Annotated in this window: 13 protein-coding genes; 11 read left to right on the forward strand and 2 right to left on the reverse strand. The window is 38.1% G+C overall.

The window, feature by feature from the left end:
* The first annotated feature begins 12 nt into the window (after positions 1–12).
* The 7 genes from M899_RS08560 to M899_RS08590 all read left to right on the forward strand — a co-directional run bounded on the left by M899_RS08560 (position 13) and on the right by M899_RS08590 (position 10,947).
* Positions 13–1,332 (forward strand): hemolysin family protein, encoded by a 1,320-nt coding sequence (locus M899_RS08560; protein ID WP_021271064.1) that lies wholly within the window; start codon positions 13–15, stop codon positions 1,330–1,332.
* Complete coding sequence (locus M899_RS08565; protein WP_021271086.1) at positions 1,332–1,763, forward strand: YqaA family protein; 432 nt, start codon at positions 1,332–1,334, stop codon at positions 1,761–1,763. Before M899_RS08560 ends, M899_RS08565 begins: the two co-directional genes overlap by 1 nt.
* A gap of 120 nt (positions 1,764–1,883) precedes the next feature.
* Positions 1,884–3,086, forward strand: coding sequence for a PAS domain-containing protein (locus tag M899_RS08570; RefSeq protein ID WP_021271098.1), 1,203 nt, complete (start codon positions 1,884–1,886; stop codon positions 3,084–3,086).
* 172 nt (positions 3,087–3,258) lie between these two features.
* A complete protein-coding gene (locus M899_RS08575; protein ID WP_021271065.1) occupies positions 3,259–6,492 on the forward strand; it encodes a chromosome condensation regulator, RCC1 repeat-containing protein in 3,234 nt (1,077 codons plus the stop codon).
* Positions 6,493–6,571: 79 nt separating this feature from the next.
* Positions 6,572–7,546: an NAD(P)/FAD-dependent oxidoreductase gene (locus tag M899_RS08580; RefSeq protein ID WP_021271070.1), complete on the forward strand. Its 975-nt coding sequence runs from the start codon at positions 6,572–6,574 to the stop codon at positions 7,544–7,546.
* Positions 7,543–7,968 carry a PH domain-containing protein gene (locus tag M899_RS17685; RefSeq protein ID WP_021271069.1) on the forward strand — a complete coding sequence of 142 codons (426 nt, stop codon included), beginning with the start codon at positions 7,543–7,545 and terminating at the stop codon, positions 7,966–7,968. The genes M899_RS08580 and M899_RS17685 overlap by 4 nt, the downstream gene beginning before the upstream one ends.
* Before the next feature lie 108 nt (positions 7,969–8,076).
* Positions 8,077–10,947 (forward strand): hypothetical protein, encoded by a 2,871-nt coding sequence (locus M899_RS08590; protein ID WP_155897161.1) that lies wholly within the window; start codon positions 8,077–8,079, stop codon positions 10,945–10,947.
* A 1-nt stretch (position 10,948) separates the two neighbouring features.
* Here the strand turns inward: M899_RS08590 and M899_RS17690 are convergent, their stop codons facing one another.
* Complete coding sequence (locus M899_RS17690) at positions 10,949–11,299, reverse strand: 2Fe-2S iron-sulfur cluster-binding protein (protein WP_021271106.1); 351 nt, start codon at positions 11,297–11,299, stop codon at positions 10,949–10,951.
* Between the two features lie 121 nt (positions 11,300–11,420).
* Between M899_RS17690 and M899_RS08600 the strand changes: the two genes are divergently transcribed.
* The 4 genes from M899_RS08600 to M899_RS08615 all read left to right on the forward strand — a co-directional run bounded on the left by M899_RS08600 (position 11,421) and on the right by M899_RS08615 (position 16,921).
* Positions 11,421–12,533, forward strand: coding sequence for a Glu/Leu/Phe/Val family dehydrogenase (locus M899_RS08600; RefSeq protein ID WP_021271056.1), 1,113 nt, complete (start codon positions 11,421–11,423; stop codon positions 12,531–12,533).
* A 100-nt stretch (positions 12,534–12,633) separates the two neighbouring features.
* Positions 12,634–13,746 carry a hypothetical protein gene (locus M899_RS08605; RefSeq protein WP_034728597.1) on the forward strand — a complete coding sequence of 371 codons (1,113 nt, stop codon included), beginning with the start codon at positions 12,634–12,636 and terminating at the stop codon, positions 13,744–13,746.
* A complete protein-coding gene (locus M899_RS08610) occupies positions 13,746–14,579 on the forward strand; it encodes an SGNH/GDSL hydrolase family protein (RefSeq protein ID WP_034728599.1) in 834 nt (277 codons plus the stop codon). Before M899_RS08605 ends, M899_RS08610 begins: the two co-directional genes overlap by 1 nt.
* A 149-nt stretch (positions 14,580–14,728) precedes the next feature.
* A complete protein-coding gene (locus M899_RS08615) occupies positions 14,729–16,921 on the forward strand; it encodes an alpha-ketoacid dehydrogenase subunit alpha/beta (protein WP_021271050.1) in 2,193 nt (730 codons plus the stop codon).
* Between the two features lie 31 nt (positions 16,922–16,952).
* Here the strand turns inward: M899_RS08615 and M899_RS08620 are convergent, their stop codons facing one another.
* Entirely contained in the window at positions 16,953–18,029 is a 1,077-nt protein-coding gene (locus tag M899_RS08620; protein ID WP_021271108.1) for a ComEC/Rec2 family competence protein, read from the reverse strand.
* Positions 18,030–18,056: the final 27 nt, after the last annotated feature.

Below are 18,056 nucleotides of genomic sequence, written 5' to 3' on the forward strand. Positions count from 1 at the left end.
AGGATCGCCCAAATGGAGATAGATAGTTTAGAGATTTTTTCTCTAGTTTTATGTCTTATTTTGTCTGCGTTCTTTTCTGGTTCTGAGGCCGTACTGCTTTCTCTAAATATCGATAGAGCAAGGCAGCTTATTGACGCCGGTGGATCAAAAGGTCGCGCACTACAATTTATGGTTGAAAGACCAAGTGAACTTTTAACGACAATCCTAGTTGGAAATAACATCGTTAATATCTTGGCCTCATCTTTAACAACAGTAATCTTCTCACGCATCTTCGATAATAATGCTATTGGGATTTCAGTAGGGATCACAACTCTTGCAATTCTAGTTTTTGGTGAAATTATGCCAAAGACTTTTGCTAGAACTCATGCTGAAGGATTATCGGTATTTGTTATTCGCGTTCTTCAGGCCATGTATTATGTGATTTATCCAATCGTAAAAATTATGGTTTGGGTGATTCACACAATTCTTGGAGAAAATGCTCAACTTGCCGGTCGTATCGTAACAAAAAATGATATTGAGTATATGGTTCAAAGAGCTGAGAAAGAAAATACAATCGATTCAAAGCAACTTGATCTGCTAAACTCAATTCTGGAGTTTCCCACGATTAAGGTAAAAGACATTATGATCCCTAGGATGGAAATTAAGTACATTCAGGCCAAGAGTACTTATGAAGAAGTTCTCGATGTTGTTAAAAGAGATACTCACTCTCGTTACCCAGTCTGTGACGGTGAACTTGAAAATATGAAGGGCTTCCTTCACGTTAAAGATCTTGCCTTTGTAACTGATGAGGACAAAAAAGAGTTTGATCTTCTGACAGTTCTTAAGGCGCCATTTTTCGTTTACGAGCACATGAAGATTCAGGCCGTATTCGATCATATGAACAGAAAGAAAGTTCACTTGGCACTTGTTAAAGATGAAAACGGAATCATCGTTGGTGTCATCACTCTAGAAGATATTATTGAAGAAATCATGGGTGAGATTCAAGATGAGCACGACGTTGAAGAAGAAGACGTAAGAAAAGAATACGAAGAAAGTGACCTAGAACAAGGTATCACTGTTGAAGGAACAACTTCACTTCGTGAGCTTTATAATGACTACGATATTAAAATTCCACTTAATGATAACTATTCAACTCTTGCTGGATTTATCCTTGATATGCTTGGGAATACTTTCCCTGAGCAAGGACAAATCATCGTATGGGAAGGTCTGAGTTTTGACCTTACTCGTGTTGATGATTATGAAATCCGTGAAGTTAGGATTCGCGATGTTGATGGAGAGAAACACTACTTCTCACGTCGTGAAGTTCAAGAAGAGCAATCTTCTCCTAAGTAATGACAATACTAAGTGGCCTTCCAAGTTTATTCCTAACGAGTTTTCTTGCGGCCACTTTTCTTCCTTTATCATCTGAAGCTCATTTTTATTATGCTTTAAAATCAAATCCCGCATGGCTTACCCTAATCGTTGCGACTGTTGGTAATTCGTTAGGGGGACTTTTCAATTATTGGATTGGCCATCTGGCAAAAATTGAATGGGCCAAAAAATATCTTGGCATAAAAGAGTCCACTCTTTCAAAAGTAGAAAAGTACACAACAAAGCACCAAGAGTTCTTGGCCTTCTTTTGCTTTTTACCTGTGTTTGGCGATGTCATCGCCTTTAGCTTAGGTATTATGAAAGTTTCATTTTATCGAGTAGCTCTTTTTCTAACTCTTGGAAAATTTGCACGCTATCTCGTTATTCTTTTTTTGGAAAACTCATTGAATTAAAAATTCTTCTAAAAATTAATTTCATAGTTTATTCAAATCTTTGTGATTAAAATCATGGAAATTTGTTGATGAGCTAAATCTAAATATCGTTTATAAAATATGGCATAAAAGGGAGATGCTGTGGGAAGTTTTGAGAGATTTGGTGAGATCGATTTTGATCCAAGGGAAATGTTTTTTTCAAGAACTGATGAACGTGGAGTAATTAAAGCTGGTAACAATTTTTTTAGAGAGATAAGTGGTTACGAGTGGGATGAGCTCATTGAAAAACCTCATAAGGTGCTTAGACATCCAGATGTGCCAAAGGCGATTTTTTATTATTTTTGGCAGGAGATTCGTGCCAAAAGACCAATTGGTGCTTTTGTAAAAAATAAATGTAAAGACGGTAGTTACTATTGGGTTTTTGGGCTCGCGCTACCAATCAGCGATAGTTATATTTCAATTCGCATAAAGCCTACAAGTGAGAAATTTAATTTTATTTTTTCTATTTACGAAGAGCTTGTTGTAATCGAGAAGGCATCTTCTCAGGAAGAATCTTTAAAGATTTTAGTTCAAAGATTGAATGAGAATGGTTTTGAAAACTATCAAAGTTTTATGACTCAAGTTTTGATTCAAGAACTTCAATCTCGAAATAATCTGATTCAAGGAAAAAATGCCAAGGCCTATGGGGAGATGATTTCATTGCTGCAAAATCGCATTGATCTCAAAGAAGGTGTTCAAAAAATATTTTCATATCATGACGATAATAAGTGGGCCTCATTAAATCTTGATATCCTATCAAGTCACCTCGATACATCAGTGAAGACTTTCACCGTTGTTTCGCAAAAGTATCAAGAACTAGTTGAAGAAATAAAAATTCACATGAAGCACTTTGAAGAGGAAGCATTGAAGGTTGATGAAAATCTCTTTGGTTGTCTCTTTCTCGTTTCAGCAAACTTTCTAGTAAAAGAAATTGTGTCTAAATTTAAAGAGAATAAAGAAGTAGAGTACTGCGATGTTGAAAAAGAGTTTGAATATTTTGGGCCTTTAGAGCGTAAATATGAAAATGAAGCATTGGATAGTATTTCAGTAATCAATGGACTCATTCTTAGCTTTTCAAGAATATCCCAAAAACTGCGAAACCATTTAATTGCTTTAGACTTAATTAGACTCAGTGGCAGAATTGAGCTTAACCGCATTGGTGGAGATTCTGATGTAAAAAATATTTTAGATCAGCTTCAACTTTTTCAAGAGCAAGTGTCTGGAGAGTTAAAATTGATTGAAATGATCACTTTTGAAATTGAATCTTCGATGAAAAATTTGATTCGTGAAAACAAAATCATTTAATTCTCATAAACAGAGGTTCTTTAATGAATTCGGAGGGTTGTATTTAAAATGGCCTCCTTTCTTTAGAGTATTTTCTTATGTATTTGATATTAAAACAGATTTAAGCCTTCAATTAATTAAGACCTAAATAAAAAACCCGATTAGTGACTCAGTGGTTTTAGTAGGTGGTTACATGAAGGTTTTTTTAATTACGTTTTTATTTTTTCTCGTCGGCTGTATTCAAGATCCAAAGATCATTGTTGATATAGCAAGTGATATCAAAAGTGCAGGAGGAAGTGAGCTTCCTGATTCAGGTTCTGATTCTTTCTCCTTCACTCTTTCTGATACATCAACTAATTCGCAAACTCACACAAATAATTCAAGTATAGATATTGTAAAAACTGGCGGCACTGATCAAATTAAATTTTGTATCAGCGAAACTCAACCAACCGCTCCTTTAAATACTGATGACGGAAGCTGTGCTGGTGGAAATTGGGTGACGACTTTTCCCTCTACATTAACCTTGTCTGGAGGGGATGGTTCTAAAACAGTTTATATCTACACTGCAGATGGAGATGAAAATATTGCAACTCCCTCTGTTAGTAAGTCAATTGTCTTAGATACTACAAATCCTTCTTCGACCTCTGCTCTTTCTCTAGGAGCTGTGCCTGCGAGTTTATCGACAAGTCCCACGATAACATGGACAACAGATGCTACAGATAATATTTCACTTAGTGGATATCAAGTACGAGTCGTTAAAGTTTCAGGTTCAACAGTTGTTCAAGATTGGATTACTCTCGTAAAGGGATCTGCTGTTAGTGGTCTCTCTTTAGAGTCTACAACTGATTATCGCATTGAAGTTAGGGCAATAGACGATGCTGGTAACGTGAGTTCAACTCAATCGGCAACTTTTACGACATTGTCCTTAACTGGATCACTTACTCTTGGAAGTACGACTTCGACAATTCTCAATCAATCAGGAGTTGGTCCTGGAACAGCAAAGACAATTACTCTTACAAATTCAGGCGGGATGGCCACAGGTGTATTACAAGCTCCAGTGATTTATGGATCGACAGATTTTCAAGTGGCCAACGATACATGTACAGGAGTTGTTTTAAACCCAGGTGATACCTGTACAGTTGATGTTCAACTCAATGGCTCAAGCGATGGGTACTATTTGGGTAATATCTATATTGGTGATGGAACAATTGTTTCAGCAGAGCATTCTTTAAGAGCGATGGCCTACGGTTTTGGTACTGGTAATGGTTATTTTGTAGGGGTTTGGGATGTTGGAACTATTGCAGATGTTTATGATGAAAACAAATTCAAGTCACTTGTTCCGAATGAATTCACAGAAGTTCTTGGTATGTTTACTTGGTCGAAAATTATTGGTGGTGAAATGATGTCGTGTGGAATTACCACACAAGCAAAACTTTATTGCTGGGGACAAAGCTATTATGGTGCCATTGGAAATGGACTAGCTGTGCCTTCTTATCTCCCACAAATAGTAGATTACAAAAAAACTTGGAAAGATGCGGCCGTCGGATTTCGTTCAGTTTGTGGGATTGATGGCAATGATGATCTTTATTGTTGGGGAGATAATAACTACTACCAACTCGCCAATGGAACACAAGTTGATTCTTACGTTCCAGCTCTTGTGCCCGGTGGCCATAAGTGGAAGATGGTTTCTGCTTCATCAGGGACACATTATTGCGCTATCAATATGACTGATGATCTTTATTGCTGGGGGCGAAATCATTTCGGTCAAATTGGAATGGGTGATAATACAACTGTGATAACAGGTCTTACTCAAGTCAGTAGTGGAACAAAATTTAAATCTATATCTGCAGGAGTAAATTCTTCATGTGCATTAACTCTCGCTGGTGCAGGTTATTGCTGGGGAATGGGCTCCAATCATGTGCTAGGTGATGGAAATAGTGTTGATACTTATTCTCCTACCGCAGTTGCTGGTGGCCATACTTTTACAAAATTGGAAATGTATCACTTTCATGCATGCGGACTAACAAATGCTAGCGAAATTTATTGCTGGGGATCTGATTTTAGTAATAATGGAAATCTTGGCGATGGAACAGGAGCAAGTTCTCCTGTTCCCGTAAAAGTTGCAGGTACTCATGTGTGGAAAGATGTTTCTGTTACAGGTCGACATACTTGTGGCCTAGATACAACTAACCAAATGTTTTGCTGGGGCGAAGGTGAAGAAGGTGAAATTGGAAACGGAGACGTTGCCGATCAACTTCTTCCTACTCTTGTTGTTGGAGGATATGATTGGGCCTCAATGGCGGGAAGTGCATATATGTCTTGCGGTGTCACTTCTACGGGCCGCGCTTTTTGTTGGGGTCAGTATTTCAACTGGGGACAAATGGGAAATGGTTTGTATTCATCAACTGTATTTATTCCTAAAAAAATCCCTGGGGATCGAACTTGGAAAAAAATAGCTGGCGGTTATATTTCATTTTGTGGAATTGACTCTAGTGATGATCTCTATTGCGCTGCGGATGATAACTATGGTGAAATTGGTAATGGTGCTGGAGATACAAGCCCTCATTCACATCCCGTTTTAGTAAACGGTGGATATAAATGGTTAGAGATTAGTGCGACAAGCGAAACTGTTTGTGGTGTTACGCTAGCAAATGTTGGCTACTGTTGGGGGCGCAATAATTATGGACAAGTTGGAAGCGGGGATGCCACGGCCATTTTTCATGAGCCAAATCTTGTCGTTGGTGGACACAGTTGGCTTAAAATAGATGTTGGATATAACCATGTCTGTGGCATTAGAACAGATCAAACGGCATACTGTTGGGGTTATAATCGCTATGGTCAATTTGGTAATGGTATTGCGACAGGTACAACTACACCAGGACCTACGCCAACTGCAGTTTCAGGAGGCCTAACATTTAAAGATATTGCCGTTGCAGACAATACTTCGTGTGGACTTACAACGACTGATGAAATTTATTGTTGGGGAAGAGATAATCGAGGCCAACTTGGAAATGATGCAAGTTATGTGGATCAGTCGACACCTGTGAAAGTTTCGGGAGGAGGAACATGGAGCTCTCTTGATTCTGGAGGTGATCATATGTGTGCACTAAGGCCAGATGGAAATGCCTACTGCTGGGGAAGTGGAAGCAATGGGGCAACAGGATCATTTTCCAATACTCCTGAACCAAGACTTGTTCAAGGTGGAATTTCTTGGTCTGTGATTAAAACAGGTGGGTGGCATACTTGTGGTCTTGAAAGCGGTACAGGTGAAATGTATTGCTTTGGATATAACGACGGTAATGAAACAGGTGTTTATCCTGACGAATATTATAGTTCGAGAACTGATCCTCTCTTATTTGATCGCGGAATTAAATTTTCTGAAATCTTTTTAGGTGGTAGTGCAACATATGGGATTATCGCACCTTAGAGAAGCTTTTTGAAAAACACTGGTCGATGGTTTGCAATTGTCTTATCCTAAGAGGGAATAGTTTTCTAAGGAGACGGCAATGTCTGAAAAAATATATCCTGTCGCTGTTATCGGTGGCGGCTCTGCTGGAACAATGGCAGTACTTCGTACTGTTTTAAATAATGATGAAACCCTTTTTTTTCCGGGTTCACCAAAAGATAAGAAAAAATCTCGTGCTTTCTGGGTTGCAAAAGTCGACAACATGCCAGGACATCAAAAATACAGAAAAGGAATTGAAGAACCTAATAAAGAATCACTTGATTGGTTAGCAAAGAGTGAGTTCTCTTCAATTTTCCATTGGCATAAAAATCGTGGTATCAAAAAAATTGAAAAGAGAATTGATAACATCTTTGTTCTCACAGATAATCAGGATTTCGTTTATCTTGCACAGTATGTAATTCTTTGTACTGGCGTAATGGATGTTCAGCCCCATATCCAAGGCTCAATGGACCCCGTTTTTCCTTACGCCAATGCTCAGTCGATTGATTACTGTTTAAGATGTGATGGCCATCACACACTTGGGAAAAATACTGCAATTATTGGTAATGGTGACGGTGCCGCTTGGGTCGCGATCATGCTTAAAGAGCGTTATAACAATCCTTCAATGGCAGTGATTAGTCATAACAATGAAGGTTCATTTAGTGACGACGTTAAAGCTCTAATGACAAAATATGACATCAAATATCTCGATGATGAAATTCTAGAAATTAATGGTGACAGAAAAAGTGGAACATTCTCATCTTTCACTTTGAAAAATCATGGTGATTATAAATGTGAATTTGCCTTCGTTTCCATGGGAATGATTGTTTATAACGAACTTGCCCTTTCTCTAAATGCCGAAGTTGATAAGCGTGGATTCATTACAACAAATCCGCAAGGAATGAGTAGTGTCGAGAATTTCTATGCGGCAGGTGATATCCGTGCAGGTTTTAAGAAACAAATATATACTGCATGGGACATGGCGGTTGATTCTGCTGATGATATTAATAGAAAACTTCGTGCGGGACGCAGATGAAAGTCTATAAATCAAAAGTCGATAAAAGTATGATCGTGCTTTTATCGATTCCTTTTCTTATTCTTGCCTTGAGTGTGGCCACTGAGATTAATAGGCCTGAGCTTACTTCAAATTTTTGGGTATCAGTCTTTTCTTTTTTGTTCACATCAATCTTATATATTTTTATATGTAATATTCGCTATATTATTGATGGTGAAAATTTGATTGTTAAAATTAGTTTCATTAAGCAAACCTTTTCAATCAAAGAAATAGGATCAATTGAAAAGTCTTCATCTTTATTATCTTCTCCTGCATTATCCTTTGACCGCATTAGAATAGCTGACTCCATGGATGTTATGATGGCACTAATTTCTCCAAAGGATTTGGATGCTTTTTGTAGAGATCTTAAAGAGATAAACCCTGCAATAAAAATTATGTTCTAGGCCTAGAAAACACAAAAAATAGGCGAATTATAAGAATGTTTGTCATTTGATTTCAATTGCTTAAGTCTTTTTTCTAAGAAAAATCTAAAAATATCCGATAATTACCCTATGTTAAAATGTAGGGTATATTTCATTTCATCAATCTTCTTAATTCTATCGAATCAGGTACTTGCTTTGCCAAGTTATTGTACTGAACGCGAAGATGAAATCGTTTCTAATGTTACGATCTGTTTAGAAAAACAAAGTGATAGTTCCGCAAAAGATTTAATGAGTTTTGCAGAAAATTTTAGCGATTATCAAGTCGATAAATATAGAACAATCTTAGAAAAAAAGATGGCAGACCGGGCGTTACTCGCTTTGAGTAATCTCTATAATGAAAAGTTGAATAACTTCCCGACTGAAAAACCAGTTCAGCTAAATTACAAAGTGAAGCAATGTTTATCACAAAGAGGAATTAATATTCCGAAGGCTTCAAATGGAAAAATATCTGCGGATAAAGAAAATCTAAGAGTTGAAGCCGTTAAAAGTGTTCTTCATGCATCACTTTTTACAGATTCAATTTTTAAAGAAATGAATGATCTTAAAAATGAAATGAACAAAATCGTTGTGCCGAGAAATGTGAGAAGCGTTGAAGAGGCAACGAAGTTGCGTGAAGCATATGAGAAAAAGCAACGTCTTCAAAATAAGATTGATGGCTTGAATCAAGAACTCATTGTTCTATCTAGCTCTTTTCCTAATCTATTTGAAAGAGGAAAGAATATCTTCCAATACCCTACGGGAGAGTTGAAGCCTTCTAAGTTACAAGAAAAGCTTAAAGAACATTTTGTATCGAAAATAAGTACTGAAGAGTATGCCTATAATCAGAATATGCTTATTCGTGATCGCAGTTCATCAATTAACGGGCAAGAGTCTATAGAAAGGATTAGCGCCTTTGTAGAAAAGAATAAAGAGAAGATCACTAATGATGAAGATTTAAAAAAACTGTCCTATTTATTTGAGGCGAAAGAAGCGCAGTCTCTTGTTGATCTCAATAATTCAATGGCAGAACTTTGTGATGGAAATATTGATCAACTTCATAACCATCCGATGCTGATGACCTCTCTTTATCAAGACGAAATTAAAAATGGTAATAGTCTGCTCTTTCAAATGGCCCATTGTAAATTGATTCAAGACAATCCTGAAAATCCAAAAGCAAATTGGGGTCTTCTTGTTGCTGGTGGAGGGCTCATCGCGATGAGCTTTATTCCTGGCGGTGTATTCGCTGCCGCCACCATTGCGGGAGGGATTGGTTTTGGCGCTTATGGTATTCATGAAACATATACGAGTTATCACAATCTGCAACTCGACAAAGGTCTGGTTCATGCAGGCATAATTGATCAGAATAAAATTATTGATAGAGAGGGAGAGTTGGCCCTTAACGGCTACTTTTCTTTATTAGATGTTGTCTCTCCAGGCTTTAGTAAAATTGGCAAAGCTAAAGGTGTAGCAAAAGTTGAAAACCCTCGCTCAGCTTCGAAGGGAAGTGTCATAAGATCAGAAGAAAGTGACGGCAATATTTATTTAAATGTTGGTGAAGAGAAGTTGATAACGAAGAACCCTTTTAGATTGTATTGGACAAAGAATCATCCAGGAGAACCTATGCCTGTTGGTGATCAAGAACTGGCGCGGGCGATTGGTGTAGATAAATTTTTAGAATTAAAAAAACAAGCACTCGAATATCACGATGAGGCCCTTTTTGAATTTGAAATCATGTTGCGCGAAAATGGTATCCCGTTCAAAAAAGAATTTGTTAGCGACGGAAGAATGTTCATCAAAATTGATAAAGAAAAATTGAAACAAATGGGATTTCCTGCAGCGAAGCTCACAGATAAAGTCAGTGATTATAAGGACACAGATGCTAAACTAAGAAAGTGGTTGTTACTGCAAAAACACGATCTTTTGGATCGTCCTCCAGTAACAGATGCCGTTTTTGATGAAACTCCACAAATGGATCTATTTTATGATCCCTACAATCTTACAATTTATAGAGCAGAGGGGTTGAGTGATCCACATTATGGAGTTTACCTAAGAATGAGCGATCTTGGTCCCCTTGTTAAAGAGAGTCAGGTAACGGGAACAACTCGTCATGAGCTTCAGCACAGGTTTTTCGAAGTTCAAAGAAGTCAAAATAAATTAGAGAGTCCCTATCACTCCGAGTTTGTTGCCGATTCAAAGCATAGTTTAGGGGCGACAAGTTATAGAAATTATCAATCAAGTGAAGAGCTCTATAATTTTGCGAACCAAATTTTTTGGGATATGAAAAAAGGTTATAAGCAAACATCACGTTTTGATAAAGAACCTTTTGTTAAAGGGATTAACGATTTGACTCCTAAGCTTCCTGACTATGAAAAAGAGGCGAGGATTATTAGCGATAATTTTGACAATCTTATGGGCGTTGTAAAACAAACTAAGGCCAATGCAACGAAAGTTGTTGAAGCTGTTCACGATGAATCATTTAAAAGAACTACGACTTTAAAAATTGATTACGATCGCGGTGTTGTATCTCTTCCCTTTGAAGAAGGGGCCAAGTTTAATCGTTTTGCTAATTTCGATGATCTTCTCGGCTACAAAAAAGCATTGAATGATCATATGGATAGATACCATCCAAAGATGGGATCAAACGATAATGCCTATGACAGTGCTCGCTATAATAATGATGAGGCCTATCGTAAAAGCTTTGATGCCGTGATGTCTCAGAAAAAGAAAATTCTCGGCAGTATAGAGCAAAGTGCATCAGGCCTTATAGAGAAATCAAATAATATTCTAAGTTTTGAAGATGAGGCCGTCGTTGCAATTCATGATTTTAAGATGACAACGAAGGATCGCTATCAAGTTTTAAAAGAGGGAGAGGACCTTAGTGCTGGCGATGCCGATGATATGAAAGATCAATATGAAAAACTCTACAGGCTTGCAAGACGAATTGGTGTTTCTGCGCAGTAGACTATTTTTTTAACGGGCAGATCTTAACGTCGCCAAGAACACGAGCTCGGCATGAGAGTCTGATTGTCTTGTCCTTAAGAAACTCTTCACCCTTTTCTTTGCGATAAGAATCGCAAATTGATTTCAAAGTATCTTGTTCGATAAAGCTTGGGTCTTTGAGATTTTCGGCCCCATCAATCACAAGAATACGACACGTTCCACAAGATCCCGATAGGCAGCCATGAGGAAGCTTAAGGCCTTGGGCCTCAAGTTCATCGTAGATCACACCATTTTCTTCGACCTTGAATGATTTTTCCTCGTCATTACAGGTACTTCCGTCTTCTTTGAGTGCAGTAATTGACACGATGGGCATAGGATTGTCTTCCTCGTAGGAGTAAAGTTGCTTCGTTTTTTAAGGATTATCGGATAGATAGTCATAAATCTTAAGAACACCAAAACTAACACGCATAAATAATAAGAGAAAGGAGTACCCGATGGTAAGCTTCGAAAGACTTTACAAAGACGGCCACGAAGAAGTGATTTTTTTCAGTGACCCAAGCTGCAAGCTAAAAGCAATTGTTGCTATTCACAACACAACTCTTGGTCCAGCTCTTGGTGGGACAAGAATTTGGAACTACGCTTCTGAAGAAGAAGCTATCGATGACGTTCTAAGACTTTCAAAGGGTATGACATATAAGAACGCTGTTTCTGGTCTTAACCTTGGTGGTGGTAAAGCTGTTATCATCGGTGATCCAAAAGAAATTAAATCAGAAGCTCTATTCAGATCATACGGAAGATTCCTTGAATCTCTAAATGGTAGATATATTACTGCTGAAGACGTTAATACTAGCGTTGAAGATATCGAGCATATCTTTACTGAAACTGGAAACGTTGTAGGTATCGCAGAAATTCACGGTGGTTCAGGTAACCCATCTCCATATACTGCTCGCGGTGTATTCAGAGGTATCGAAGCTGCTTGTACAAAAGTTTTCGGAAACCGTTCAACTAAAGGTAAAGTTGTTGCTCTTCAAGGTGCAGGATCAGTTGGTCGTCACCTAGGTGAAATGCTTTACAATGATGGTGCACAAGTTATCGTTTGTGACATCTCTGAAAAGAACATTGAACTTTTCCTTCAAAAAGTACCAAACGCGAAAGTTGTTGGTGTTAATGAAATTTACGATGTTGAATGTGATATCTATGCTCCATGTGCTCTTGGTGCAACAGTTAACGATGACACAATCAACAGACTTAAGTGTAAAATTGTAGCTGGTGCAGCTAACAACCAACTTAAAGAGCCTAAGCACGGTGATATCCTTAGAGAAAAAGGTATCCTTTACGCTCCAGACTACCTAATCAATGCTGGTGGTGTAATGAACGTATCAATTGAGTTCGAAGGTTGGTCAAACGATAAAGCTATCAGAATGGTTGATACTATTTATGATACAACTCTTGAAATTTTCAAGATCTCTGATGAGCAAAATATTGGTGTTCACAGAGCAACTGACCTACTTGCTGAGAAGAGAATCGAAGCGATCAAGAATATCAGTGGTAAATACCTAGGTAATCTTGCTCATCGTTTCCCAGGTAGAAAGACTAGAAGAAACTAATTTTTCTATATTTAAGGCCTCCGATTGGAGGCCTTTTTTTATTTAAGACCCTTTTTTGCCTCACTTATATCCCACCCTTATTTTTCCTATAATAATGGTGATGAGCACACGTATTAGTCGACTCATATTCACAGGTATTTCGTCACTCGCAATAGCGTTTAGCTCTTTTGCAATCGATTTTGAAGATGCCATTTTCCCAGAACTCGCCACTTCTGGACGTGCCCTTGCGATGGGGAATGCTTACGTTGCAAAAGTGGATGATAGTTCGTCTGTCTATTATAACCCTGCAGGTTTAGGGACTGTTCGTTATCCCCATCTTCACCTAAGTAATATTCACTTTGAAGTGAATAAAGGTTGGCTGAAAACGGGTGCTGGTGGACCTATCACAGATGCTGCGGGAAATATTTTTAAAGGTTTTTCAATTGATGGAACGCGAGAGTTGTTAAAAGATAATCCTGGTAATATCTCGCACTCTCGATTTAATTTTCTGCCAAACTTTACCGCAAGATATATTAGTTTCGGATACCTTCTTTCAATTAGACAAAGGGCCGCTCTAAGTTCAGAACCTGGTGCTCAATATGAGTACGCGTGGCGAAGAGATCATGGGCCATACGTTGCTTTAAACCTTTCCCTTTTTGGTGGAATTTTTAAACTTGGTGCTTCGGTAACTTGGTTAATGAGAAAAGAAATTATTTCTCAATCTGATCCAAATACAAAAATTGATTTGAGTGAAGGTGATTATAAAAAAGGCTCAGCACCAATTATCAATGCTGGTACAAAAATTACTTTACCTGTTGCTTGGTTACCAACATTCGCGGCGACTATGCACAATGCTACTGAACAAGATTTTGGAAATGCAAGTGGAGCAGGTAAACCTGATGCCATTAGAAACACGATGGACCTTGGCTTCTCAGTAACACCACAAATTGGAAAAGTTATTCGTTGGCATTTTGAAGTCAATTATAAAGACTTCACTGGTGAATATTCTGATGTAAGTACATCGCGTAAAATCACATTTGGTTCAGAACTTGATATTGCTCGCACTTTCTTTTTTCGCCTTGGATATGGTGATGGCTTTGGAAGTGCTGGGTTAGGTATTAAGACGAGAAAATTAGAATTTGATCTAACGACATATGCTGTTGATAACGGCATGGAAGGTTATAAAGGTAATGAAGATCGTCGTTTTGCGATGACTATATCAACTGGTTTCTAATGAAGAAATTATTCCTTTTCCTGATATGTTCTCAGCCTGTTTTGGCCGCGAATATGACATGTGTACATATTGGTGATAGCCAGTCTTCAAAAACTCCCTTTTCAAAAAGACTTCAAGAGAATTTTAAAAACGATGACGTGAATATTTTTACATATGCGAGACCTAGTTCGCGAGCATCACATTGGGGCAATGCTCAGTACTCACAAAAGTATGCGCCTACACTTACAAAGGGAAAGTTTTATTTTCACCCTTCAAAAAATAATAACGATAAAGAGCAAGTAACACTCAATGATTCTGATAGGACACCTTGGGCACAAACGGCCATCAATCACCATAATCAAAAAAGTGAAGTTGATTGTGTGATTTTTCAATTAGGTGACAATGTCGACAGTTTAAAGGGAACGAAATCTCTATTGGCGAGTTTTGAAGCTTTAAAAAATAAACCACAGAAATGTTATTGGGTAACTCCAACATGGTCAGAGCCTGAGCGTGGCTATAAGCACATGAATGATCAAAAAAAAATAGAAATACGTCGTACAATTGAGAAGGCACTAGCAGGATCAAATTGCAAAATTATTTCTACAACTGGTCATGGTGATAAAGTTGATTACTCATTTAAAGACAAGTTAAAAAAGGCCGGCCGTTACACAACTGATGGGCTTCATCTCAATACAAAAGGTGGTCAAATGTGGGCCGATGCCGCCTATGAGCAGATCACGCGAGACCTTTATGGTAAAGACACTTTAAAAGAGGCGCTAGACCTTTGTACAACCACGATTGACTCCGTCAATTCGAAGATGGGAGTTCCCCATAGTTGTCCCGTAAAAAAATGATCGTGCACCGAGTCTCATGATGTAATATCAGTGGGATAGTTGCTTTGTTTTGTTGGCGTTGATTCGCTGCACAGCTTTGATTCTTAGACAATATCCCCTAGTTTAGGTAAGCTAACCCCAAATTTTTTAAAAAGAACAGAGGGTTTTCTATGCTCGATAAAACCAAGGGAAAATCAGTGAAAGCGAAAAAAGAATCACGCGAAAAAATCATTGAGAAGAAATTAAAAATTGCTAAAAAATATAAGCTTGGAAAAGAAGAAATGATTTCCATGCTAAGAAATGTTTTTGTTTCTCGTAAAATCGACGACACAGAAATTTTCATGAAGAAACAATCAAAAGCTTTCTTCCAAATCTCAGGTGCAGGTCACGAAGGTGTTCTCACTGCTGCGGCCATGGTTCTAAAACCAAAGCACGATTGGTTCATTCCTTACTACAGAGATAGAGCTCTTTGTACAGGTCTTGGAGTAACAGCTTACGAAATGCTTTGTCAGGCAAACGGTAACACTGGTGATACTGCTTCTCACGGACGTCAGATGCCAGCTCACTGGGGTAACGTAAAGCTTAACATCGTTTCTAAATCTTCATGTACAGGAACTCAATTCCTTCAAGCATGTGGTGTAGCGGAAGCGGGACTCTATCTTAAAAAAATGAACAAAGACCACGGTCTTGATATTTCTGAATTCAAAGTTGAAGACGCTGAAATCGTTTATACTTCATGTGGAGACGGTACAACTTCTCAAGGTGAATTCTGGGAAGGTTTAACTACTGCTTGTGTTAATAAACTTCCAGTTCTTTTCCACGTTGAAGATAATGGATACGCTATCTCAACTCCTGTATGGGTACAAACTCCTGCTGGTTCAATTTCAAAATGTCTTGATAACTTTCCTGGTTTGAAGATTTTTGAATGTGATGGTAACTGTCCAATCGAATCATACGAAGCATTCTCTGACGCTGCAAAATATTTAAGAGAAGGAAAAGGCCCAGTTCTTGTTCACTCTCACGTAACAAGACCATACTCTCACTCTCTTTCAGATGATCACGGGATGTACAGAACTCTTGAAGATCTTGCAGATGAGAAAGAAAGAGATGTATTCAATGCTTATCCAAAATTTCTTGTTGAAGCTAAGATCATGAAGCAAAAAGAAGTTGATGCTCTTCTAGAAGAAGTAACAACTGAAGTTCGCGAAGCTATGAACCGTGCTCTTGAGACACCATGGCCAGATCCTGCAGATGCAATGAAGCACCTATACTCAGAAGAAGTAGATATGACTTCTTCGGAATTTGAAACTGCTCCACAATTCTCTGGAAAAGATGACGTGCCAATGGCCGGTGCTATCAACGCAGTTTTAAAATCTGAGTTCTCTAAAAACCCACTTCTAAGAATGTTTGGTGAAGACGTTGCCGACTTCTCTGAACTTCATAAACTTGATGATCCAAACCTAAAAGGTAAGGGTGGGGTATTTAAAGTTTCTGCTGGTGTTCAAAGAGCATCAAAAGAAGGACAAGTTTTCAACTCACCACTTGCTGAAGCTAATATCATTGGTCGCGCTATCGGTATGGCCATGAGAGGAATTAAGCCAGTTGTTGAGATCCAATTCTTTGATTATATCTGGACTGCATATATGCAACTTAAAAACGAGATGGCGACAACTCGTTACCGTTCAGGTGGAGACTTCAAGTGTCCGATGGTTGTACGTGTTCCAATCGGTGGTTACCTAAGAGGTGGAGCAATGTACCACTCACAATGTGGAGAGTCTTTGTACACTCACATTCCAGGTGTTCGCGTTGTTTATCCTTCTAATGCTCAAGACGCTGCTGGTCTATTAAGAACGGCCATTCGTGGTGATGACCCAGTTATGTTCCTAGAGCATAAGCACCTTTACTACCAAGGTTACAATAGAACTGCTGATCCAGGCGAAGAGTATATGATTCCTTTTGGAAAAGCTCGTATCGCAAGACAAGGATCTGATGCAACTGTCGTTGCATGGGGTGCCCTAGTTCAAAAATCAATTGAAGCAGCTAAGAAAATTGAAGAAGAAACAGGTAAGACAATTGAGGTTATTGACCTTAGAACTCTTGCTCCTTTCGATATGGATGCGATCAAAACTTCTCTTTCTAAAACAAACAGACTTCTTGTTTGTCACGAAGAGACTAAAACTTCTGGTTTTGCTGGTGAGATCGCTGCTTGTGTTAACGAACAATGTTTCGAGTACCTTGATGCTCCAATCCTTCGTGTTGCTGCAAAAGACTCTCACGTTGCTTACTGTCCTTCTTCTGAGGACGTACTTCTGCCACAAGTATCTGACGTTTATAACGAACTTAAAAAGTTACTTTCTTACTAATAAAAAAGGGCCTTTTGGCCCTTTTTTATTTTCAAATTGTCTTATTGTGTATCCTACATTTTTTCTCCCAAAAATAAGAGTAGAGAGTTACGTTACATTTGATTTGATGGGGATGCCATGAACGGTAGCCTCTGCGGACTTGATCAACTTTAATAATTTCTGATTCTGGAGTGAGTTTGTAATTTGAGTAAGTCGGTTCTTTCTTAAAAGCACTTAAAGGTAAGTTGAAAAGGGGCTGGGCCTCCAAACAAATTAGTATTGGTATGGCCCAGCGAAGTCTTTGTGTTAACAAACCAAGAAGCATACACACAATAAACCAAAGACTGATCATCACTCGTGGCCCCTCTTGGGCCACGAGTGAAAAGAAATGCGCTAAATCTAAAAAGAGTGAAAAGAAGAAGTTACTAGGTTCATAAGGGGTGATGAGATCAAATGGAAAAGCAATGATACCTATTGGAAATACAAATCCAAAAACTCCAGTGAGAATAAAGCCAAAGATAGGACCTAGGATAAAGAATTTCTGTAAGAAAAAGTAGCTCACAAGGACTTGATTTAAAAAAAGGAAAGAAAAAAATTGCCATTTCTTCGCGTCTTTTAAGGCAATGATTGTTCCAAGAAATAGAAAGCTAAAGGTAAAGCTTAATGGTGAATATTTGTAGCTACCCAAAAAATAATCGAGTATGAAGATTACGCCAAAAATAAGATGAGATTTATTCTTGAAGTTTTTAAATTGATAAAGAAAATAACCCAAGAGATAAAACGCAAGAGTTCGCTTTAAAGAATAGAAATCTGGAATACTAAAAAGAAAAATACCTAATACAATAAGGGCAGGAATCTTCCATTTTTCTCTATTTGTTATAGAGAGTATAAAACTTAAAAGAGCAATGAAAGAACTTAAATGCAGGCCCGAAGGTGTAAGAAGGTGAAGCGCCCCGAGTGTTTTGAGATCATTTTTTTGTGTACGTGAAATGGCACTCTTGTCCCCAAGAATAAAGGCGTGGGCAATTGAGGCCTTGCTTTTATGGGATTGAAATTTAAATCCCGATGACTTTGCGTGAAGTGTCAGGAGATAGAAACTAATGGTAAAAATAAGAAGATAAAATTTCATGCGCACTAGATTTGCAACTTGTGTCAC

Origin of the sequence: Bacteriovorax sp. BSW11_IV, assembly GCF_000447755.1 — a bacterium.
Lineage (GTDB): Bacteria > Bdellovibrionota > Bacteriovoracia > Bacteriovoracales > Bacteriovoracaceae > BSW11-IV.

Bases quoted from the DNA above. Each gene is read 5' to 3' on its own strand.
- M899_RS08620 (WP_021271108.1), bottom strand. From the start codon at position 18,029: ATGAAATTTTATCTTCTTATTTTTACCATTAGTTTCTATCTCCTGACA.
- M899_RS08600 (WP_021271056.1), top strand. From the start codon at position 11,421: ATGGTAAGCTTCGAAAGACTTTACAAAGACGGCCACGAAGAAGTGATT.
- M899_RS08590 (WP_155897161.1), top strand. From the start codon at position 8,077: ATGTTAAAATGTAGGGTATATTTCATTTCATCAATCTTCTTAATTCTA.
- M899_RS08615 (WP_021271050.1), top strand. From the start codon at position 14,729: ATGCTCGATAAAACCAAGGGAAAATCAGTGAAAGCGAAAAAAGAATCA.
- M899_RS08565 (WP_021271086.1), top strand. From the start codon at position 1,332: ATGACAATACTAAGTGGCCTTCCAAGTTTATTCCTAACGAGTTTTCTT.
- M899_RS08575 (WP_021271065.1), top strand. From the start codon at position 3,259: ATGAAGGTTTTTTTAATTACGTTTTTATTTTTTCTCGTCGGCTGTATT.
- M899_RS17685 (WP_021271069.1), top strand. From the start codon at position 7,543: ATGAAAGTCTATAAATCAAAAGTCGATAAAAGTATGATCGTGCTTTTA.
- M899_RS08580 (WP_021271070.1), top strand. From the start codon at position 6,572: ATGTCTGAAAAAATATATCCTGTCGCTGTTATCGGTGGCGGCTCTGCT.
- M899_RS17690 (WP_021271106.1), bottom strand. From the start codon at position 11,299: ATGCCCATCGTGTCAATTACTGCACTCAAAGAAGACGGAAGTACCTGT.
- M899_RS08610 (WP_034728599.1), top strand. From the start codon at position 13,746: ATGAAGAAATTATTCCTTTTCCTGATATGTTCTCAGCCTGTTTTGGCC.
- M899_RS08605 (WP_034728597.1), top strand. From the start codon at position 12,634: ATGAGCACACGTATTAGTCGACTCATATTCACAGGTATTTCGTCACTC.
- M899_RS08560 (WP_021271064.1), top strand. From the start codon at position 13: ATGGAGATAGATAGTTTAGAGATTTTTTCTCTAGTTTTATGTCTTATT.